16 protein-coding genes are annotated in these 20,439 nt (G+C 57.0%); 6 read left to right on the forward strand and 10 right to left on the reverse strand.

Annotated features, from left to right (window positions below; genetic code table 11):
- Window positions 1–33 precede the first annotated feature (33 nt).
- Together ACW9IN_RS24240 and ACW9IN_RS24245 are read right to left on the reverse strand one after the other, a co-directional pair.
- On the reverse strand, window positions 34–1,404 hold the full coding sequence (locus ACW9IN_RS24240) for an integrase (protein ID WP_457368193.1): 1,371 nt from the start codon (window positions 1,402–1,404) through the stop codon (window positions 34–36).
- A gap of 844 nt (window positions 1,405–2,248) precedes the next feature.
- Window positions 2,249–3,349: a Gfo/Idh/MocA family protein gene (locus ACW9IN_RS24245; protein WP_457368194.1), complete on the reverse strand. Its 1,101-nt coding sequence runs from the start codon at window positions 3,347–3,349 to the stop codon at window positions 2,249–2,251.
- A 196-nt stretch (window positions 3,350–3,545) separates the two neighbouring features.
- On the opposite strand from ACW9IN_RS24245, the gene ACW9IN_RS24250 reads away from it, so the two are divergent.
- The 4 genes from ACW9IN_RS24250 to ACW9IN_RS24265 all read left to right on the forward strand — a co-directional run bounded on the left by ACW9IN_RS24250 (window position 3,546) and on the right by ACW9IN_RS24265 (window position 7,276).
- Entirely contained in the window at window positions 3,546–4,292 is a 747-nt protein-coding gene (locus ACW9IN_RS24250) for an SDR family oxidoreductase (RefSeq protein ID WP_457368195.1), read from the forward strand.
- Between the two features lie 67 nt (window positions 4,293–4,359).
- Window positions 4,360–5,283, forward strand: a complete 924-nt coding sequence (locus ACW9IN_RS24255) for a LysR family transcriptional regulator (RefSeq protein ID WP_457368196.1) — start codon at window positions 4,360–4,362, stop codon at window positions 5,281–5,283.
- A gap of 149 nt (window positions 5,284–5,432) precedes the next feature.
- Window positions 5,433–5,963 carry a GlcG/HbpS family heme-binding protein gene (locus ACW9IN_RS24260; RefSeq protein ID WP_457368197.1) on the forward strand — a complete coding sequence of 177 codons (531 nt, stop codon included), beginning with the start codon at window positions 5,433–5,435 and terminating at the stop codon, window positions 5,961–5,963.
- Between the two features lie 107 nt (window positions 5,964–6,070).
- Window positions 6,071–7,276: an alpha/beta hydrolase family protein gene (locus ACW9IN_RS24265; RefSeq protein ID WP_457368228.1), complete on the forward strand. Its 1,206-nt coding sequence runs from the start codon at window positions 6,071–6,073 to the stop codon at window positions 7,274–7,276.
- 54 nt (window positions 7,277–7,330) lie between these two features.
- On the opposite strand, the gene ACW9IN_RS24270 is transcribed toward ACW9IN_RS24265, so the two are convergent.
- The 6 genes from ACW9IN_RS24270 to ACW9IN_RS24295 form a co-directional block, all read right to left on the reverse strand.
- The gene (locus tag ACW9IN_RS24270; RefSeq protein ID WP_457368198.1) at window positions 7,331–8,392 is read right to left on the reverse strand and encodes a 2Fe-2S iron-sulfur cluster-binding protein; all 1,062 of its coding nucleotides are present in this window, start codon (window positions 8,390–8,392) and stop codon (window positions 7,331–7,333) included.
- Between the two features lie 10 nt (window positions 8,393–8,402).
- On the reverse strand, window positions 8,403–8,762 hold the full coding sequence (locus tag ACW9IN_RS24275) for a phenol hydroxylase subunit P4 (protein ID WP_457368199.1): 360 nt from the start codon (window positions 8,760–8,762) through the stop codon (window positions 8,403–8,405).
- Window positions 8,763–8,832: 70 nt separating this feature from the next.
- Entirely contained in the window at window positions 8,833–10,389 is a 1,557-nt protein-coding gene (locus ACW9IN_RS24280; protein WP_457368200.1) for an aromatic/alkene/methane monooxygenase hydroxylase/oxygenase subunit alpha, read from the reverse strand.
- Between the two features lie 43 nt (window positions 10,390–10,432).
- The gene (locus ACW9IN_RS24285; RefSeq protein WP_457368201.1) at window positions 10,433–10,705 is read right to left on the reverse strand and encodes an MmoB/DmpM family protein; all 273 of its coding nucleotides are present in this window, start codon (window positions 10,703–10,705) and stop codon (window positions 10,433–10,435) included.
- Window positions 10,702–11,697 (reverse strand): aromatic/alkene monooxygenase hydroxylase subunit beta, encoded by a 996-nt coding sequence (locus ACW9IN_RS24290; RefSeq protein WP_457368202.1) that lies wholly within the window; start codon window positions 11,695–11,697, stop codon window positions 10,702–10,704. The genes ACW9IN_RS24285 and ACW9IN_RS24290 overlap by 4 nt, the downstream gene beginning before the upstream one ends.
- A 47-nt stretch (window positions 11,698–11,744) precedes the next feature.
- On the reverse strand, window positions 11,745–11,999 hold the full coding sequence (locus tag ACW9IN_RS24295; RefSeq protein ID WP_457368203.1) for a phenol hydroxylase subunit: 255 nt from the start codon (window positions 11,997–11,999) through the stop codon (window positions 11,745–11,747).
- A 319-nt stretch (window positions 12,000–12,318) separates the two neighbouring features.
- Here ACW9IN_RS24295 and ACW9IN_RS24300 point away from each other — a divergent pair, with 319 nt between their 5' ends.
- The gene (locus tag ACW9IN_RS24300) at window positions 12,319–14,013 is read left to right on the forward strand and encodes a sigma 54-interacting transcriptional regulator (RefSeq protein ID WP_457368204.1); all 1,695 of its coding nucleotides are present in this window, start codon (window positions 12,319–12,321) and stop codon (window positions 14,011–14,013) included.
- Here ACW9IN_RS24300 and pdxR read toward each other — a convergent pair.
- Window positions 14,006–15,415: a MocR-like pyridoxine biosynthesis transcription factor PdxR gene (pdxR, locus tag ACW9IN_RS24305; RefSeq protein ID WP_457368205.1), complete on the reverse strand. Its 1,410-nt coding sequence runs from the start codon at window positions 15,413–15,415 to the stop codon at window positions 14,006–14,008. The genes ACW9IN_RS24300 and pdxR overlap by 8 nt on opposite strands.
- A 259-nt stretch (window positions 15,416–15,674) precedes the next feature.
- Between pdxR and catA the strand changes: the two genes are divergently transcribed.
- A complete protein-coding gene (gene catA, locus ACW9IN_RS24310; RefSeq protein ID WP_457368206.1) occupies window positions 15,675–16,586 on the forward strand; it encodes a catechol 1,2-dioxygenase in 912 nt (303 codons plus the stop codon).
- A 90-nt stretch (window positions 16,587–16,676) separates the two neighbouring features.
- On the opposite strand, the gene ACW9IN_RS24315 is transcribed toward catA, so the two are convergent.
- Window positions 16,677–20,327 carry a hypothetical protein gene (locus tag ACW9IN_RS24315; RefSeq protein WP_457368207.1) on the reverse strand — a complete coding sequence of 1,217 codons (3,651 nt, stop codon included), beginning with the start codon at window positions 20,325–20,327 and terminating at the stop codon, window positions 16,677–16,679.
- Window positions 20,328–20,439 lie beyond the last annotated feature (112 nt).

Consider the following 20,439-nt stretch of genomic DNA (forward strand, 5'->3'; position numbering starts at 1 on the left):
TGAAAAACGTTACACAATGAGCTTGCAAGGTGTCTAGAGAATCCGGGGCGATTCATCTTTGACAACTGGGGGCGTTCGTAATACACCGTCTTTTTCGCCAAAGTCTCTCATCCAACGCTGATTGGGCGTCAAACCATCCTCACCAGGACGTTCGTGCAGAATGCATATTTGGGTAATAATAAGAATAAACAGGTCTTTTATGGAGTATTCCGCAAGTTTCTCTGGGTTTTCTCCCCTTGCGATTTTCCTACTCGATGCTATCGCTCCGTTCAACGTCTGAATGAAATAACGGTTCACCACACCAATCTTACGCTCTACCTTGCCACCGCTCTGTGGCCGCATCCTACGCTCGTGACGTATGTCATTTTTTGCGAGCGTTGCAAGCACAGTTTTGGCATTGAGATCGCCCCCACCATCTGTCCTCAATCTGGACAACTTTCCGTACTGTATCCATTTAAACCGTGCAGAAAGCGCGAACTCCGCCAGCAGTTCATCTTTAGGCTGTAATGCCATGAAGAACGCATTCGCGAGTGTGTTTCTTGACGGCGCAGCGTACGATAACCAGAATCCTAAATAGGATTCGGTATGGTCATCACTGATGATGGTCAGGTTCGGTCGCCCCAGTACTTTTCCAGTATCAGGATCGACCGCTTGGCAGTCGAGGGGACTGTTATCAGCCTGTCCAAGCTGAAGGGCATGCTGCGTGACGGTACCAAACGGAAAAGAGTCGAATTGATCCCGCGCTGCAACAGGGCCTTGGTTATTGGCAACTGCTTTGCGCATGGATGACTGGGCACACCGTCTTTCAACCGTGGAGGCTGAAGGCGGATTCTTCGAAATAGCGTTGCACTCCCACCGGACACGGTTGAGTACAGCGACTACAGAGGCACCCGGCCCCTTGTAGTCTTCATCGATCGCTTTCGCCAGAATCTCTTCAACCTCATCCTCTAGCCGGGTATCACCCTTTCTTCGTCCAGAAACACCGGGCACCAGCGCTTCCCATGATTGCCATTCTCGATAGCGGCGCAGCAGATCATTCAGAACCGTTCGCCCGATGCTCAGTTTTTGCTCAGCCTGCTCTTTGGTGATCTGTCCCAGATACAGTGGTTTGATCACTTCCTCCCGTGCAGTCCCCACAAGAATTTGTTCAGGGGTATATGGGGAAACAGGTCTGACCTCATTGTCAGGCTCGGCGTTTTCGACACCAACGTCACTTGCCGCGCGGATTTGTTCAACGGCCTTGGTGCTGATCTTGTGAACCTTGCTCTTAGGTACCTCAATTGGAGACGCAGGTAACCCGGAGAGTTTGACCAGGTAACAGCCCCGCTCCGGAACATCGCCGACTATTAGGTAGATGCCCTCCAAACCATCCACAAAAACTGCTTCACCTATTGAAAATTCCATAGCTATCGCCCGATCATTTCGAGGAGCAATGAACGATGCCGGCTATGCAACCGGTCTCTGACAAACCCGAGTGTTGGCGGATCGATGTCCAGCAGGTCACATTTGACGCAGACGTCTCGCCATAGAGCTTTCAGTGAGTAGTGAGGGGTCAGGTACTGTGATTCCAGCAGGATGAGAAAGTAAGTGATTGATTTGATCCGATACGTGGCCCATTCGTCCTTGGTAATGGCAAGGTACTCTGCAAACTCGCAAGCAGGATTTGATTCGAACACGGGCTTAGCTGAGGCCCTGGACTTTTTGCGAGAGGCTCGAACGATTTTGTCCATATGCTTTCGGAAGGCCCCGACCGGATCCGTTGACATGGTCAGCCGCTCCTCGGGCAGAGCCAACTGGAGTCCATTAGACAGTTTGCAGAGACGTACGACCCCGCCGCGCTGCTTCCACATAGCTTCTACGACCAGCAGATCGGACGCCGTACCCACTGAGCAAAAATCGCCGACAGAGACCATCCATTCATGCTCCAATCGTGCACCTGACGCCTAAGCATAGGTCGCCTTCGGAGGCATGGTCGTACCGCTGATCCAAAAAAAACGGAGGTTCATAAGCTATTGATTTATATGAACGTTACTTCACTAAACTCCGTTCTCTTGTGACAAAAAAACGGATGTTAGTGATGAAATTTGAAAAAATGGCGCAATTACAAGGAGCTGAGTGGTGAACGGAGGTATGTGAAATTGGACATCAGCCATATGATTCGACCAAGACACTTCTGGCATCCTCCTTTTACTCTCTCAACAACCATGTTCGTGGTCGTGCACGTTAACGCCATATCTCGCCGCCGGGATCAGTCAGCCCTTCCGATAGCCGTCCATCGCTCACTCTTCGACGATTGCAGCACCGCTGCGACAATCTGCGCCGAGCGCAGGCCATCGGCAAATGTCGGTAGCCCTTCCCTGAAATGGCCATCGATGGTGGCGTAGGTGTCGCTCACAAAGGCTTCGAAGCAAGCCGCATAGCGTTGGCTATGGCCGACCGGCACGTTATTCGCGCGATGGTGTTCGGCTGAATCCTGGCGCGTGTCATTGGACCGTGATTCGAATCCATCGCGGGTGCCGAGCCACAATGGGTCCGGAGACTCCTGGTCGAACACCAGGCTGCGTTTGGCACCATCGATTTCGAACCACAATCGGTTCTTCCGACCTGCTGAAACCTGGCTGATAACCACATTTGCCAGGGTGCCCGAGCCTGTGCGCAGCAGCGCACAGGCAACATCTTCGGTATTCACCGTGTCCAGTGGGCTTGCGGCAGTCGGGCGATCCTTGATCGTGGTGCGCAGGTCGGCGATCACAGTGGCAAACCGCTCGCCGGTGATCCATTCGACCAGGTCGCACCAGTGTGAACCGATATCGGCAAAGGCCCGCGAAGCCCCGCCCTTGGCCGCGTCGACGCGCCAGTTGTTGTCGAACTGATCCAGCAACCAGCCTTGCAGGTAACTGCCGTGGATCAATTGCAACGGCCCCAGTTCACCTCGTTGGATCAGGGCCCGGGCTTCGCGAACCTCCGGGTGATAGCGGTACACGAATGGTACCGTCGCGACCAGCCCGCGCTCGGTGGCCAGCGCGGCAAGGCGTTCGGCATCGCCGAGGGTGGTCGCCAGTGGCTTCTCGCACACCACGTGCTTGCCGGCGAGCAAGGCTGCTTCGGCGGCGGCAAAGTGCGCGGCGTTCGGGGAGCAGATATGCACGACGTCGACAGCCGGATCCGCCATGACTTCTTCGATGGACGCGTAAGCGCAGGTGGCGCCCCATTTTTGCGCCATGTCCCGTGACCGCTCTGGCGACGAGGCCAACACGCCTTGCAAGCGGGCACCGGCCAGGCGTGCAGCGTGCAGGTGGACGCCGCTGATCTTGCCGGTACCGATAATCGCAATGGCACGCTGGCCCATAGGCTCTCCCCTTTAACATTATTCAACGGCGTTTTGCGTGCGTGAGCGTATTCATCATTTCTTGATTAAATGATGCTCAAATTTAGCGGATTCTCCCCAAAACTGGCGACACATAACATTTGACCAGGCCGTGCACCCAACCACTGCACGCCTAGAAAGCTACCCCTTCGCCAGTTCTTCATCGGGAAAAAACACCATGAAACTTAAAAACAAAGTCGCTTTCATCACCGGCGGCACCTCCGGTATCGGGCTGGAAACCGCCAAATTATTCCAGGCCGAAGGCGCCGATATTGTATTGATCGGCTCCAACGCTGAACGCCTGGCCGAGGCCGGCAAGCAACTCAATAACAACGCTTTGTTGATCCAGGCCGATATCCGCAAGGTCGCTGATATCGAACACGCCGTCGAAGAAACACGCGTCAGGTTCGGTCGTATCGACGTGGTATTCGCGAACGCCGGGGCCACGACGGTCGCGCCCCTGGCGGCCATTACCGAGGACTATCTCAACGATAACCTGGCGCTGAACTTCACCGGAACCTTCTTCACGATCCAGAAGACCGCCGCGCTGATGAACGACGGCGGCAGCATTATCGTGACGACGTCCTTCCTGAACACTATCGGTTATCCCGGCCTTTCGGTTCTGGCGGCCAGTAAAGCCGCGACACGCTCCCTGGTACGCACGCTGGGCGCAGAATTGGCGCCCGCCGGTATCCGCGTGAACGCTGTCAGCCCCGGCGCCATCGCGACACCCTTCTACAGTAAGATCGGCCTGCCTGACGATGTGCTTGGCCAGGTCGCCGCCACGATTACAGACAAGGTCGCCCTCAAGCGTTTTGGCGAAGCGGCTGAGTTGGCCAAGGCCGTGTTGTTCCTGGCCAGCGATGATTCGTCGTACACCACGGGGACCGAGATGGTGGTTGATGGTGGTCTGACGCAGTTCTAGGCTCTGTAGGAAAAGCCTAGATACTCGGTCAGCCCCGAGTATTCATCCTATTTGATTGGAGCGTTGCGTGGACCGACTCGAAGCGATGGCGATGCTGGTGTGTTCGGCTGAAGAAGGCAGCTTGTCGGCCGCTGCCCGCAAGTTGAACATCCCGGTGGCCACGCTCACGCGGAACGTCAACAACCTGGAAAACCTGGTGGGCACACGGCTGCTCATCAGGACCACACGCAAACTGGCGCTGACCGACGCCGGCGTTGAATACGTCGCGACGGCCAAGCGCATTCTGGAGGACGTGGGCGAGCTGGAACGGCGTGCCGCCGGCGAGTTCATGGCCCCGCGCGGTGAACTGGTGGTCGCCTCTCCCGTGCAGGTGGCCCGCTTGCGTGTATTGCCAGTCATCAACCAATTCCTCGCGTTGTATCCCGAGATTCGAATCCGCCTGGTGCAATCGGATCGCATCATCGACCTGGTCGATGCGCATGCCGACGTCGCCATTCGTGTCGGGCACCTGCGTGACAGCAACCTGGTAGCCCAGCGCGTCGGGGCATTGAGGGTGGTAACGGTGGCCAGCCCGGCGCTTCTGGAGAACCATGGTTGCCCTCAGACACCTGAAGACTTGTGTCGATTTCCGTGTGTGGTGTTTGACAGTCCCAGCCTCTCGCCCTGGCGTTACCGCAGTCAGGAATCGGGGCAACTCTGCACGGTAAACGACGTGCCGCGATTACTCGTTTCATCACCGGACGCCGCTGTGGACGCCGCGATCCATGGTATTGGCGTGACCTTCATCCTCGAGCACGATGTGCATGAAGCGGTCATGGCCGGAAAGCTGAAGTACATCCTGCAGTCGTTCGAGGTTGAGCCGATTCCGGTTCACCTGGTGTTTCTCTCCCGTGAGGCGATGCCCGCGAAGGTGCGTCGATTCATCGACTATGCCGTGCCGAAACTTAGAGCGTTACTGGCTGAGTTTGGCGGTATGGCTTCAGGTAAGTGATCACCCTGCTCCGCCAAGTCCTGGCCTGCGTCGCCACCTTCCCACTTTTTGAGCAAGTGCTCGTCACCGTCGCGGGATTCCGCCTCGAATCAGCCAACTGCATGATGCCTTTCAATCCAGGCAACTAACTGAAATGAGAGGTGACCGAAATGCAACTCCAGACTATCGCCAAACTTGTCGTTCTGACGCTAACCACCGGGCTCGCTATTCAAACCCCGGCTCAGGCGCAGATAACCGTCAGCAACCATGCCCTGCCTTTGAGTAGCGCGGTGATCGCCGCCCAGACCGCCGTGGATACTTGCAAGGCCAACGGTTACGACGTGACCGCAACGGTTGTCGACGTGTCGGGAACCCCGCAAGTTGTTCTGCGCGGTGATCGCGCGGTGATTCATACCAAGGACAGCAGTTTCCGTAAGGCCTACACGGTGGTGACCATGGGCCCGATTTTTCACGTGGACACCACCAGCGCCTATATCGGCGTGTTGGAAAAGTACCCGCCGCTGGTGGCGCAATCGCTGGCCAGCACCCCTAACGTGACGGCTTTGCCCGGTGGCGTCGCATTTAAAGTCGGCGACGAAACCATCGCCGGCCTGGGTGTGGGCGGCTCGCCGGGTGGCGACAAGGATGAAGTCTGCGCGCAGGCGGGCGTCGCAAAAGTGGCGGCGCTGATGAAGCAATAGAGCGTCCAAAGGCGGCTGGTACATTGAACCAGTCGCTTTTTGGTGCTTTTTTATAGCGCAGGCGAACGGCATTTTATCCGGCCTTTTGGAGACCCGATAAAGTGACCATGAAACTCAAAAGAAGAAACACCTTTATCCTTGGCCTGGCCATTTCTGCGGCGCTCGTAGCAACCAGTGCGGGCGCAGTGGATGGGCAGGTCTATACGCCAGAAAGCACCAGTGCAACGGAACGCCCCAAGGATGCGGGAGACTTGTTATCGGCCAAGGCGATCACCCATCTCGCCCCTTCCCTGGTTTCGGCAGCCGGCAGAGCGGATCAGATTACCTACCGATCCTATTCGCTCGACGGTCGCCCTGTGGTCGTGAGTGGCGCCCTTCTTACCCCTGATGGCAAGCCGCCAAAAGGTGGGTGGCCAGTGGTTTCGTGGGCACATGGCTCGTCGGGTACCCATGATCAGTGTGCCCCTTCGAAAGTGCTGAATCAGGACGGCAAAGTCGATCTCTATGGTTATGCAGGCTTTGTTGCTCAGTTGCTCAAAGCAGGCTATGCGGTGGTCGCCACCGATTACGAGGGGCTCGGGACACCTGGTGAGCATCCGTACATCGTGGCCGACAGCGAAGGCCGAGGCGTGATTGATGCCGTGCGTGCGGGGCTGCGAGCGGAACCCCGGCTGTCCAGCCGTTGGTTCGCGGTGGGCCATTCGCAGGGCGGCCAGGCCGCGATCGCAGCTGGCGAACTCGCGCAGACGTGGGGAAAAGGCCTCGACTTTCGAGGGACCATCGGTATCGCCCCGGTGACCAACGTCGGTCAAGCCTATAACTATGGCTCGCCCGGCCCGGTGGATCGTGGCTTTTATCTTCTGGCATTGCAGGGTCTCAAGACCCAGCATCCCAACCTGCGCTACGAAGACTATCTGGGTAGCCAGGCCCTGGCGATGCTGCCCACGGCGCAAAACGAGTGCACCCTGAAAATCTGGCAGAGCTTTTCCGCCAACCTCAAGAGCACGTTGAACGACTACCAGTTCACGCCGCAGAGTCCGGAAGCGGCCCTGGCGCTTCAGCCTTTGCTGGATGCCCAGAGTGTGCCCCGTGGTCGTACGCCTGGCCCGATGTTGCTGTTGCAGGGGGACCATGACCCGTCCATCAAAGTGGCTGTGACCCGGCAGGCGGTTCGCAATGCCAAGGCGGCAGGAACCGAGGCAGAGTTTCGCGTCTATCCGGACCAGGACCACTATTCGGTACTGGCGCCAGGGGCCAACGGCGGTAGCGCGAGCGACGTCATCAAGTGGCTCGATAGCCACCAGGCCAAGTAGATTGCCCAAGGCGCGCATTCACCTGGATGAATGCGCGCTTTTGCGGCACGCCCCTCAGATGCGCTTGAACAGCGCAGAACGCGAACTGGGCGCTGCACCGTCGGCGGCGCTGAAGAAACGTTCCATAAAGATATCGCGTTCAAACAGCCGCCCTTGCATCAGGCAAGTGATGGCCGAATCGATCATGACCGGAGGCCCGCAAAGGTAAGCCTTGTGGTCAGTGAAACGTCCCTCGAAATGCTGGCGAGCCGCATCGTGCACATAACCCCTGAACCCCGACCACTCCGTATCATCGTCGACCTGGCTGAGCGCCGGCACGTAGGAGAAATGAGGATAATCACGTTCCAGCGCCTGAAACAGTTCGCAGTTGTAGAGCTCTGCGCGGTTACGTGCGCCCTGGAACAGCAGGATCCGGCGCTTATCACCAGACCTCAACAGGTCAAGAATCATCGACTGCGGGCTCGAAAGACCAGACCCTCCTGCGATAAAGATCAGGTTGCCCGGTTGTGAGGTGCGCACGAAGAATTGACCATAAGGACCAGAGACCTCGACCTCATCCCCGGGCTTCAGTCGATCGTGAACCATCGTAGTGGCCGCTCCCCCTTCGACGCGGCGTATATGCAGTTCAATCTCGTCGGCCTGGCTTGGCGGGTTTGCCAGCGAAAATGCCCGAGTGCCCTCTATCCCCGGCAACTGCAGGTTGATGTATTGGCCAGCCTGGAAAGCCATCGGGCGATCAAGCTTGAGATGCACGCCCTTGATGGTGGGTGACAGAGTGACCACTGCCGTGACCACCGCACGATAATCCTCCACCGGGTGGCCGAGAAAATCCGGATCCGGGTCGATGTCCGCTTCAATCACCATGTCAGACTGGGGAATGGCGCAACAGGCCAGGATCTTGCCTTCGTCGCGTTCGATATCCATCAAGGCGAACGATGACGCTGCGCCCAGATCTGCTTCGCCTTCAAGCACCTGCACCTTGCAGGTGGCGCAGGTTCCGTGACCGCACGCGAACGGCAGCCACACGCCTTGGCGCAACGCGGCCTGCAAGAGGGTCTGACCTTCTTGCACCTCGATCTGCTCGCCGGTGGGTTCGATGGTTACTTGATAGCTCATCGTCAGGCCCTCAATTGAAAGTGCCGCCAATGCCGTTCAGGCCGGGCGTATTCAGGTGCAGCAGGCTTTTGTGGTCAATGCCGTTGTCCATGAGGCTGGCGGCGTTGTTCGGGATAAACGGTTGATCGTTCAGGCGCCAGGACGCGCGACCGAAATCGACATGCTGCGCATCCGGGTGGTGCGAAATGGAAGGCATCACCACATCCTCGATAAACGTGCTGAACGGCATGCCAGGAGGCAGGGGAAACGTAAACGGCGCGCAGTACATCAGGTGTTTTTCCCAGCACAGGTAAACCAACTGCAAGCCATTGAACTTGTCCTGGCTGTCCAGAGGTTGAGCGTTATAGGCGCTGATGGCGGTGACGGGCATGGTCGCGTCCTTATTCTTGTAGGGAAGAGAGGGAAGCCGACAATCGGTCAGCTTCAATAGGCGTCAAGGTTCAAGCGGTCTTCAGCAGGTTCGGGTCGCTGTCGGTTGGTGGCGCACTGCTGCGCGCCTTGGGGTGCCAGTCTTGCCAGCGCCGATGCTCGGAGGAGCCCAGGTATTCGAAGTTGTCCTGGCCCGGGTTGATGTTGTAGTAGTCACGCACGACCGACTCGACATCCGCGCCGCCACAGTTGCCCTGCAGAATCTGGTGCACCGGCAGCCACGCCTGGATGTATTTGGTCGGCTCGTATTCGAAAATGTCGCAGCAGCCCTGCGAGCAGAAGTGATACCGCTCGCCCTCGTGCAAAGCACTTCGGTGGCCGAGGGTCGTTGGCTCATCCATTTCGCCGAACGCCAGGGGGATCTGGCAGATCTGGCACAGCATCGGCAAGGTGGGATTGTAGAAACGCTCGCCCTTCTCTTGCAGTGCGCGCCAGTGCTCGAAACGGGGACGATAGATTTTATCGAAGGTGTCCGGGTACTTTTGGGAAAGCCAGTCGAGCTCTTCGTCAGTGGGCATCCAGGTATGGAAGTTAGTGGCCTGGCTGTACTGGTAGAAAATCGACCAGGCCTGATGGCTCACATGATCCTTGCCGTTGTTCGCTTCCTCGACATGCTTGGGTGGACGGATGCCGTAGCGTTCCAGGTCCTTGAAAAGCCCCCCTCCGGCTTCCTCGAAATACACGCCCCAGGCTTCGGACCATGACATGACTTTGTTCGGCAGCATGTAGTCCATCATCATCCCCACCAGCGTCAACAGACGGTAGCCACGCCAAAACCATTTATCGATCCAGCGCTGAATGATCGGCACATTGTCTTCATGCTGTTCAAGCAGGAACTTGATGACCTCAAGTCCCAATGTCATGTGTCGCGCTTCATCGGACTGCGCCGAAAACCCGAACGTAACGGTGGCCATGTCGCCGTTGAAAGCCGCGCCAGACATGAAAGGCACGAACAGCAAATTGGTCAGCACGTATTCGAACGAGAACGATATCGCGGTGAGAAATTCGAAGGGACCGGCGGTGCGCGCATCCTCGAAGAACGACTTGGGCACCGAAAGGAACCAGACCCTGTCGTGCATATGAGCGAAGTCATGCAGGCCATTGAAATGTTTGTTGTAGTGGCTCATGGCGTGAATCTGCGTCTGCACGTGACGCAATTCGTCAATCGCTTGCATCTGGCAGGCAATCCGCGCGCCGGCCCCGCTGAATTGCCGCCCTACCCTCGCAAAACCCTGGTAAGCCTGATACTCCAGCGGGGTTACGCCTGACAGAAACAGCTTGAGCGCGTTGACGTAGCGCGCGTCCGAGAGTGTGGTGTGGCCATTGTTTTGCGAGAAAGCATCAAAAATGGCGTACAGCTTCTTTTCTTTCTCTGCCTGGTACTTCCAGTACGTGTCCATGGTCAGTCGGAACGGATCTTCCCACTTGTCCCAGTCAGTGATTTTGATGCCTTCGAAACGCTCGTGGGGGTAAATGTCTTCATGGGTCTGGTAGCTGGGTTCCCAGTCCAGGTCACGGGTCATGCAACGGTATTTTTCTTTGGCATTAAGGCGTTTTTTTACGGCCATGGTGGCTCTCCGAATCGGGGGATCAGGCAGGTGCTGAAGGTTCTCAGCTGTTCCAGTGCAAGGAAAAAACGTCGTCGTCTTCTTCGACGTTGCCCCCCAGGGTGATCACGTACATCAACATTTCCTGGATATCCCAAGGGCTGCCAGTGATCTGTTCCACGGTGTCGCGACGAATATTCAGGCGAGCGGGCGCCTCGATCCGGATCATCGAAGGCTGGTACTGAACAGTGGCATTCGGGTTGTCCTGCTGGATCGCTTCAACGATCGAGCGGGCGTAATCGGTGTCTTGCAGGTTGATATAAACGAGGGAGGTCATGGCTGCACGCTCCCCAATCCGAGCTTGTTCATTCGCGCTGAAAACTCGTCGCTGACCGAGTCCAGCGCCGCCTCGTCCAGGCCCAAACCGGCCATCGGTCGCAACGCGTCGACGCATCGCTGGCGCCAGTGATCCACCCAGGACTGAACCAGCGCCTTGTTCTCGGCGCTGTGATTGATCACGGTTTTGAGCAGGGCATCCACCCAACGCTGGCTTTCGGCGAACCACAGACGCATGAACTCGGTGAGCATGCCGAACTGTGCCGCGCCATTGGCCGAGAGTTGCTCATCCAGCTTGTGGAACAACAGTGGATACACCAGGCCATCGCTGACGACATTCTGTGCAACGGTCAATTCGAACCAGTCACGCACAACCAGGGTGTCTTCCACATACCGCCTCATCCCTTGCCAGGCGGGTGCGCCCAGCCACTGCTGTTTGGCCTGGGCCAGCAGCAGGACGTCGCCGTCATCGAGCATCAGGCCGATGCGGGACAAGTACTGAGCGATACCCAGTCGGTCCATGGCCTGAAACATGTGCATCTGCGTGACACTGGTGCCGAAACCGTCCGCAGCGATATTGCTGTTGTTCATGTTCGCGCCTAATTCGGCGTGGCGCAGAGGCAACAGCAACGAGGTAATCAAGTGGACATTCTGTGACGACAGACTGGCCAGCAGGTTGCGCTTCTCGCAAAACGCGTAATCGTGCTCCGCGTTTTCCTGCATCTTGGCCCGTGCCTGCACATAGGCCCCGTAGTAATACTGGCGCGGGTCGCTGACCGCGTACCAGTCAGCCATGACCACTGCGGTGCGCGTGGCATCGTTGAGCAACTTGTCTGGTTGCCACAGCGGTCGATAGTGAAAGTTGGTGGCTGACTCAAGGTCGAAACTGGCTTCCTGGTAACGGCTGGCAACCTTGTCGCCAAACCGGCGGCGCGTGTGACTGAAGGTATTTCGGATCGTTTCAACGGTCGTTGTCTTGATCTCTACACTCATGAAGGGCGCTCCCTTTATTTAATTGTTTTCAGGTAATCAATACGCGGTCAGTCGGCGTCACGCGTGTCGCCGTAGCGCCACTTTCGGGCATCGGCTTCCAGGGCTTCGCACATCTGCGCATCCATGGCTTGTACTTGGTTGTCTGCGCAGAACTGTCTGAAGGCCTGAGGTGGCAACACCAGTTCTACAAACAACTCGGGAAAACCGATGGCGAAGTCGAACTCAACAAAGTGGGCATTCGGTTCACTGCGCACTCGAACGTAACGCGGCATACGATCGAACGTGCTGGCGGATTTAGGCATGCTCAAGTTCCCCTTTACTGGTACGAGGGGAATAGCAACAACGATGCCAGAATATAAAATTCTCGAACTGTATAATTTTAATTATTAAAAACAGGTAGTTAGAGGGATTTGAAATACAGGCGGCCATAAGTTTAAAACGTTCGCAAGAGGCGTTTTTGATGGGTTTGATCATTTGGATAACTCTCTTTTTATCCAAATGATCAAACCACTCCAATTATGCGAAAAACGTCTATACCAAGCCCATCACACCCAAACTTCTCTATTATGGTTTCGCCCGCCTGAACATTCCCCAATAACAACATACAAGGGGTTAACGTGTATGAGCGTTACCTATCGACAGTCCGACACCTCGCCCCTGTTAAAGGACTTGACCGGACGCGTTCAATTTCCTGGACATGAGGGAAAAATCTGGCTGGACGAGCAACGCATGCTGTTGATGCAAGCTTCAGCGATGGCGTCCTTTCGCCGGGAACTGATCGAAATGCTGGGTGAGGAGCGAGCCAAGGGATTTTTTATGCGCCTCGGCTATCAATCCGGATTGAAGGACGCCGAACTCGCGAGAAAACTGCGACCGCATGGCAGCGATATCGAAATGTTTCTCACCGGGCCTCAGTTGCACTCGTTCAAAGGCATGGTGCACGTTCGCCCGCGCACCATGAATATCGATATCGAGGCCGGCACCTTTTACGCCGACATTGAATGGATCGACTCCTTCGAGGTTGAAAATCACCAAAATGAACGCCTGCATTCCGATCAGCCGATTTGTTGGATGCTGCTTGGCTACGCGGTCAGTTATTCATCTTTCTTCGTAGGCCGGCGAATCATCTACAAAGAGGTCAGCTGTCGCGGCTGCGGCGACGACCTTTGCAGAATCATCGGCAAGCCTGCGGAGGAATGGGAAGACGCGGATGCGTTCATGCAGTACTTCCAAAGTGACTCGATCGTTGACGAGCTGCATGCGTTGAAGCTTCAGGTCGAGAACATGAAACAACGGTTGGATCTGCGTGCAGGGCAATTTTACGGCATTGGCCACTCGCCGATTTACCGCAAGACGTGCGGGCTGATCGATAAGGTTGCGGCCGGTAAAGCGTCGGTTCTGTTGCTGGGTGAAACCGGTGTCGGCAAGGAAGTCATTGCCCGCAGTCTGCACGTGCGTAGCGAACGCGCCGGTGGCCCATTCATCGCCTTGAATTGCGCGGCGATTACGCCCGACCTGCTTGAAGCAGAGTTGTTTGGCGTGGAAAAAGGCGCGTATACGGGGGCGCAGCATTCGCGTATGGGACGCTTCGAGCGTGCCAATGGCGGCACCTTGTTTCTGGATGAAGTTGTCGAACTGACACCCAGGGCTCAGGCCAGTCTGTTGCGGGTGCTGCAAGAGGGAGAGCTTGAGCGCGTGGGCGACAGCCAGACGCGCAACGTCAATGTCCGAGTCATTGCAGCCACTCACGAAGACCTTGGCCAAGCAGTGAAAGAGGGTCGGTTCCGTGCAGATCTGTATTACCGGCTCAACGTTTACCCTGTGCGAATTCCTGCTCTGCGTGAACGCCCGGAGGACATACCGCTGCTGATAGAGCATTTTCTCGAGAAATTGCACGCAAGCTATCAAAAAAAGACATTGGGGTTATCCGATCGCGCCAATGAAGCGTGCCAACAGTACGCCTGGCCGGGCAACATTCGCGAGCTGGAAAACCTGATTGAGCGAGGTGTGATCATCACTGACGACAACCAGAGTATTTCAGTGGAGGCGTTGTTTCCCTCGCTGTCGGATGAGACCACGAGCATAGGCTTGAGCACTGACTCCCCGGCGCAAAGCGCCTTGATGGAGCCCGCTGGAGAATGGGTCGAGCAGATACTCGATCGCGGGTTGAGCCTCGATGCCCTGGAAGAGCAACTGTTTCACGGCGCGATGACGCGCGCGCGGCAAAACATCTCCGAGGCTGCACGTTTATTGGGAATGACACGTCCCGCTCTGGCTTATCGGTTGAGGAAACGGCAGGAAACGCCTCTCAACTGAACTGATCGATCAATTGCTTCAGCCTCAGGCAATGCGCCGGCAGCCGATCGTCAACGGCTGCCGTGACCCCCAGCAACAGGCCTGAACGCCGGGTATCCGGGCTCTCGTACCAGTGCGACAGGGCCGACGGCGTCAGGCCGAAGGGCTTGGCTTCCCGCTCGATCAAGGTATCCAGGGCCCCCTCCGGCAATTGAACAAGCATCGCAAGACCCGCAGTGGTGGCCGACAAGCCATGATGCCCCAGCGCGGTCGCCAGTGCGTCTCGACGTGAGGCGTAGACACGCTTCATCCGACGCAAATGACGCATGTAGTGACCGCCCCGCATGAACTCGGCCACGGCATCCTGGACAGCGGGCCCCGGCGCTGGCGCGAGGCAGATTGCAGCCTCTGCAAATCGCACGGTCAACTCGACAGGCACCACGATGAAACCCAATCGAAGCGTGGGGCTGATCGTCTTGCTGAAAGAGCCGATATGCAGGACTCGCCCGGTACGGTCGAGCGAGCTGAGCGCCGGCGCGGCACGACCGCTCAACTGCAGCTCACCCAGGTAATCGTCTTCAATAACCCAGGCCCCCGAATGCGAGGCCCAATCCAGCAGTTTCAAACGCCGTTCCAGTGACAGCGTGGGGCCCAAAGGCGCTTGCTGGCCCGAGGTAACGACCACCACCGCTGCATCCGGTGCCGAGTGCATGCCAAAGTCGACATCCAACCCCTCGGCATCCACCGGAATCGGGATGGGCGTGAGTTGAGCGGCCTGCAGACTAAAACGCGTCACTGGAAAACCTGGATTCTCCATCCACGCCGATCGCCCATCCAGGCGCAACACCTTCAGGGCCAGGCTCAGCGCGCCGGTGAAGCCTGCCGTGATGACAATTTGCGACGGCAAGCATTGGATCGAACGCGAAACGGCTAGATGGGCCGCGATTTCCCGTCGTAATTCAATCTCGCCGCGAGGGTCCGGGTAGCCCCTGGACGCTACGATCTCCGCTCGCACTGCCTGCGCCCTGATCCTGGAAAACAACTTCACCGGAAAACAATCGACGGCGGGCAGTCCCATTTGAAACGCGCCCGGCATGGCCGAAAACTCGTCAAACATGGCCAATAACGGGCTTCGGTGCTTTTCTGCGGTATTGCCAGGACAGGCCAACGCTGGGCGCGCCGCCACCTGAGTGCCGCGCGACTTCGAACAGACGATCAATTGAGCGTCGAGCAAGCGCTCATAAGCCGCCCTGATGGTGCCGCGAGCCACGCCCAACTGTGCGGCGAGATCACGCCAGGACGGCAACCGGGCACCGGCCGCCAGTGCACCTGACTCGATGGCCGTAGCGATCCCACAATGAATCTGTTCGGCCAGAGGGATTTTTCGGGAGCGATCGAGGTTAATAACAAGCGATGTATTCATAACTCAGGATACATCAGCCTGTTGAAGTTACTTGAAGACCAATTTTTATTTATATGACAAGACCAATTCTCTGGCACTTGCTCTGCGGCCTCTCAAATGATGAAAGTCCGCCTCATAAAATCAACCATTTGATTAAAGTTGGATTCAATAAAAATCGCACCTCACTTCTTTTCCTTCAATAACAAACCTTTAGCTGATTTGTTTTTACTGGCATCTATTTTGCGTTGGCAGACGCTCTTATAAAAAACGAGGTGTCGCCGTGAGCATTAAACTTTCCCATACTGTCGACGTGCAAAACTTTCTTGAGGAGACCAGCGGCCTGAAAAACAACACGGGCAACCCACGTCTCAAGCAGGTCATCAATCGACTGTTGAACGATCTGGTAAAAACCATCGAAGACCTTGAGATCACCGATGAGGAACTCTGGAAAGCCGTCGCATACATCAATCAATTAGGTACTCGCCAGGAAGCCGCGTTGTTAGTGGCAGGCTTGGGCCTGGAACATTACCTGGACCTGTTATCCGATGCCCGCGACGAACTGGCAGGCATGACCGGGGGTACGCCTCGCACCATCGAGGGACCGCTCTATGTAGCAGGCGCGCCGATCTGTGAAGCAGAAGCACGCATGGATGACGGAACCGACGCGGGTACCCGCATGTTTTTGCATGGGCGCGTATTGGATGAGAGCGGCCAACCCATTCCCGGAGCCATTGTCGACATTTGGCACGCCAACACCAAAGGCGGCTACTCGCACTTTGATCCAAGCCAATCGAGCTTCAATTTGCGGCGCCGGATTATCGCCGACCATGAAGGTCGCTACAGGGCGCACAGTATTCTGCCTTCCGGCTACGGCTGCCCTGCCGACGGCCCCACCCAGGCACTCCTGGACTCAATCGGTCGTCACGGCAATCGGCCCGCCCATATTCATTTCTTTATCTCGGCTCCGGGCTGCCGTCACCTCACGACTCAAATCAACCTGGCGGGCGATAAATACTTGTGGGATGACTTTGCTTACGCCACGCGCGAAGGGTTGGTATGTGACGTCAACTTCAACGACGAAACAGCCGGATCCGGAAAACGCAGTGCTGAAATACAATTCGACTTCCTGCTTCAGCCTGCAAGATCAGCCGCACAGGAAGTGATTGGCAATCGAGATCGCGCCGAGTCCTGAAGATCCCGGCCAGTCCGAGCGTGAAGGCCGCAGGTGGGCGATGAAGTTGCCTGCCTGCGGCCTTGCCGGCACGATGAAACCATACAGCCCCTAAAGCCTGGCCCCCGTATTGGAACCGTAAAAATCATGTTCCTTGGTCACGGCATTGTCGCCATCACCTTCGTAATCCTTATGCACGGAGTCGGGATCACTCCAATCCTGCGCGCGGTAGTCGAAGATGCTCTGGTCGTCGGGCGTATCGCGCTGACGGTAGTTGGACAGGTAGGTCTGTAAACGCACGTAGTTTTCCGCGCCATTGTCCTTGAGTAATCCGTCTTTCTCGTACTGCTTGATTTGCAGCCAGTTCTGCTTGGATGCCTTTTGCAGCTTGACGCCCCTGACGATACCGAAGATGCCCCCCATAAAGCCGAACACCGCCGACACTAGAAAACCTGCTGAGCCCAGGCCTGCGAGTACCCTGCCCGCCGGGCCGGTGAAGAACCCCCATGCGGCATTTACGGAGCCAAGTCCCGCCGCGATCCCCCCGGCGCCGCCTACCACGCCGAAGAAGCCCGCCGCTGTCTGTACTGCATCCCCGTTCTTCAGGCCGTCGCGAATGCCGAATGCTCCCAATACGACACCCACGACGCCGCCGACCAGATCGGAAGATGAGCCGATGAATCGAGACATCGAACCGGCAATGCGGTGCGCTGTGTTGGACCCGACTGCACGGTACTTGGAGTTGTTACCCTCCAGGTAGCCGGCCTTGAACGCATCCGGATCAAAGTTCGGGTAATTGGCCGGGTTACTGGAACCCCCGCGTACCGCATTGCCCCCCTTGTCGTCGGTGATCCATGCCCCCCCACTGTTGGCCCCTCCCGACTCGACCCGGAATCGCCCGTTGTCATCGGGGATGAAGCGGTCTGGCTTGTCCGGCAGAAAACCCTGGCTCTTCATATGCTTGGCCAGGTCCGAATCCACATCCACCGGTGGTTGAACGCCAGGCTTGCGCCACATATCAGGAATGGTTTTGTTCAGGCCAAGGTGCTCGTAGATCTTGGTGTCGAAGATCAGGTCCATGCCCTTGGAACCCAGGGTCGTGAAATTGTTGGAAAAACTGGCGAAGGTGATGAAGTCGTTGGCGATCGCCAGCCGCCCCTCTGAAGTCTTGGCCAGACCGGTCGGGTTGCCGTGTAGCTGGTACACGCCACGGGCCAGGCCGAATACCCCGGACACCGCGCCGAACGTGCCGGTATCACGCATGGTGCCGAACATTTTCGCCAAATCCCCCTTCTCCCCTGAGGACAACGACTTGAAGGCATTCTTTTCGGCGTTGAAGGCTTTCTGAATGTCGGCATCGGTCAGGGTCCCGGTACGCATGTACTGATCACCGAGTTCCGCGTAAATACGCCCGAATGCGGCCCCGTCCTGCTTGTCCAGCATCAGCTTCTGAACGGTGTTTTCCCAGGTTCCAACCAGGTGAGAAGGAATATCGACGGTGCCGCGCGCGGCGCGCAGCCAATAGTTGGTCGTGTCGAAGGCCGCAATGGCGTTGTTTTCGTCAGAAATCTTGCTGGGGTCGCCGAGGATCTCGTCCAGCTCCATGATCATGCTGTCGCGGCTCAAGCCCTGCAGAAATTGCTGAGCCAGCTCCGGGTCCACCTGCATCAGGTTCATAAACGTCTGCTGAACGTCCAACTGTGCCAGGTCGCCCTTGCCATCCTTCTCCAACGCTTTGAGGTATTTGATATAAGCGTCGCCGGTCACGCTCTCTTTCAAACGCGCCTCGACCTCGGCTACCTTTTCGGGGCCGCCCGATACTTTCTCGCGAGCCTCTTGGTCGAAACGCTCCAGGTCTGCCGCGATCGTTTTGTCCTGTACCAGTGTGCCCAATGTTTCATCGATGGCCTGCATATCGAAGATTTCTTCGCGCACGTCACGACCGGTCACGTCGATGGGGTCGGAAGGCGCGCCCTTCCAGGCTTCTCCATGTTCGGGAATGATGCTCATGCCCTGGGTCGCCATGCTCTTGGCATCCAGCGCACGCACGAACTTAGCGCGAGGGTCATCAACGGGAATACTGCCGTTGTTCATGCCCTCCCGGTATTCGTCGTACATGCGTTTCAGGGCCAGTTCCTGCACGGTCATGGCCTCGCCGTCGTCGTTTTTTTCCGTGGTTTCCAGCGTGTTGACACTGACCTCGTCATGGCCCGGCAACCCATGCTCCGCACGCAGCGTGTCCAGGTCATTGTCGACCAGGGTGCGCTCGTCGCGCACGCCGGCCACCTGAGCGAACATCTCAGGATTGGTCAGCGCACTGACAACGATCTTTTGTTCCTCGCCACCCGGTTTCTGATAGGTGAAGCCGATCAGATCGTCGCCGTACTTGCCGGGCTCATCGAGGCTACGGATATCCTCGGTCGACGGCAGATATTCATCGGGCCCGGCCAGGCGATACCCGTCTTTCTCCGCCCGTGCGATGTCATCCAGTGCCTGGCTTTGCTCGGTGTACGCCTTGAACGCATTCGGGGCCAGCGCTTCGATCACGACCCGCCGCTCACCGTTCTTGAGCGTGACGATCAGCGCTCCGCTTTCAGGTGCAGATTGTTCGGGTGTCAAACCGATGCGTTTGAATAGGTCGGCGCTGGCCACCACCGCACCCGCATCGACGGGTGGCGTAATGCTTTCGACATCCTCGAGCCTGAGCGGCTTATCGTCGTCGCGGGTCAGCACCTCGTCATGCTTGATAGCGTCGATGACAGTGGTATGCGCATCCGTGCCATCGGTCGCCTTCAGTGCCCACAACAGGTCGTACAGTTGTTCACCACCGGGGCCGAACTCAGGTATTTCACGACCAGCGCCACCAAGGCCGATTCGCACGTTTTCCAACGGTGACCCCTTTTCCCCTGAAGCATCACCCGGCGCAAGCATGTATTTGTGCCCGTCATACTGAAAATGGATCAATCCCGTCTTCTCGTCGACCGATTCGACCTTCACCTTATCGATGTCATAGTCGGCGGGCAGTGACGTCTGTACCTCATAACCCTCGGCCTTGCCTGACTCCAGTTGCGCGAGCACATCGGCCATATACCTCATCTGGCTATCGCTTTGAGGGTTGAGTTGTTCAGAAATCACGTAGCGCTGGCCATCCTGCATTTCTACAAGGGTCAGGCCGTTGTCGAGTCGTTCAATCTTCTTGTAGGCGGTACTTTTGATCGGCAGCGCGCCCTGCGCGTCCTGCACCAGGGCATACCCCTGCTCCTTGTAGCCCAGCACTTCTTTCATGTGCAGCAGGCGCTCGAACGTATCGGGGGTATCAGAACGGGTGACTACACTTCTGTTGGCACCAAACTGGTAGGTGATCACGCCATCCTCGGCGTGGCTCGTATCGATCTGGGTGATGTGCTCGTAATAGGAAATCGTGTCGTCGTTATCCAGCGAATGCCGATAGCCTTCAGCCTCTGCCTGGCGACCATGGTAATCCTCGACCACCTGTTCATAGAGCGCCGGACTACTGGAGCGATAGACGATCACCTCTTCGCCATCTTGGGTGGTGTAGCGAATGGTATCGGCAGCGGTCTTGCCCGGCGCCTCTATTGCTTTGTAGGCCTCCCAGCGCGGGGCCGCATCATTCGCCCTGGCCTGACGCGGCACGCCCGAGGCAGGTTTGCCGGACTGTGCCTTGCTCAACGCCTGATTGAACACTGAGTGGGCATTTTTCAGGGAAGTTGGCAGTCGTGAATCATCTTGAACACGGGACATCGTCCACTCCTTTGATTCATGGCACGTAGCCACATAAGAAAATACGCTCCCCTTTAAACTATGACGCGCCTTAAACAAGAAAAAGCCCGGAAACTTTTCTTTCACAACTATT

Source organism: Pseudomonas sp. SDO5271_S396 (assembly GCF_054071795.1).

Bases quoted from the DNA above. Each gene is read 5' to 3' on its own strand.
- ACW9IN_RS24240 (WP_457368193.1), bottom strand. From the start codon at position 1,404: ATGGAATTTTCAATAGGTGAAGCAGTTTTTGTGGATGGTTTGGAGGGC.
- ACW9IN_RS24245 (WP_457368194.1), bottom strand. From the start codon at position 3,349: ATGGGCCAGCGTGCCATTGCGATTATCGGTACCGGCAAGATCAGCGGC.
- ACW9IN_RS24250 (WP_457368195.1), top strand. From the start codon at position 3,546: ATGAAACTTAAAAACAAAGTCGCTTTCATCACCGGCGGCACCTCCGGT.
- ACW9IN_RS24260 (WP_457368197.1), top strand. From the start codon at position 5,433: ATGCAACTCCAGACTATCGCCAAACTTGTCGTTCTGACGCTAACCACC.
- ACW9IN_RS24265 (WP_457368228.1), top strand. From the start codon at position 6,071: ATGAAACTCAAAAGAAGAAACACCTTTATCCTTGGCCTGGCCATTTCT.
- ACW9IN_RS24270 (WP_457368198.1), bottom strand. From the start codon at position 8,392: ATGAGCTATCAAGTAACCATCGAACCCACCGGCGAGCAGATCGAGGTG.
- ACW9IN_RS24275 (WP_457368199.1), bottom strand. From the start codon at position 8,762: ATGCCCGTCACCGCCATCAGCGCCTATAACGCTCAACCTCTGGACAGC.
- ACW9IN_RS24280 (WP_457368200.1), bottom strand. From the start codon at position 10,389: ATGGCCGTAAAAAAACGCCTTAATGCCAAAGAAAAATACCGTTGCATG.
- ACW9IN_RS24285 (WP_457368201.1), bottom strand. From the start codon at position 10,705: ATGACCTCCCTCGTTTATATCAACCTGCAAGACACCGATTACGCCCGC.
- ACW9IN_RS24290 (WP_457368202.1), bottom strand. From the start codon at position 11,697: ATGAGTGTAGAGATCAAGACAACGACCGTTGAAACGATCCGAAATACC.
- ACW9IN_RS24295 (WP_457368203.1), bottom strand. From the start codon at position 11,999: ATGCCTAAATCCGCCAGCACGTTCGATCGTATGCCGCGTTACGTTCGA.
- ACW9IN_RS24300 (WP_457368204.1), top strand. From the start codon at position 12,319: ATGAGCGTTACCTATCGACAGTCCGACACCTCGCCCCTGTTAAAGGAC.
- pdxR (WP_457368205.1), bottom strand. From the start codon at position 15,415: ATGAATACATCGCTTGTTATTAACCTCGATCGCTCCCGAAAAATCCCT.
- ACW9IN_RS24315 (WP_457368207.1), bottom strand. From the start codon at position 20,327: ATGTCCCGTGTTCAAGATGATTCACGACTGCCAACTTCCCTGAAAAAT.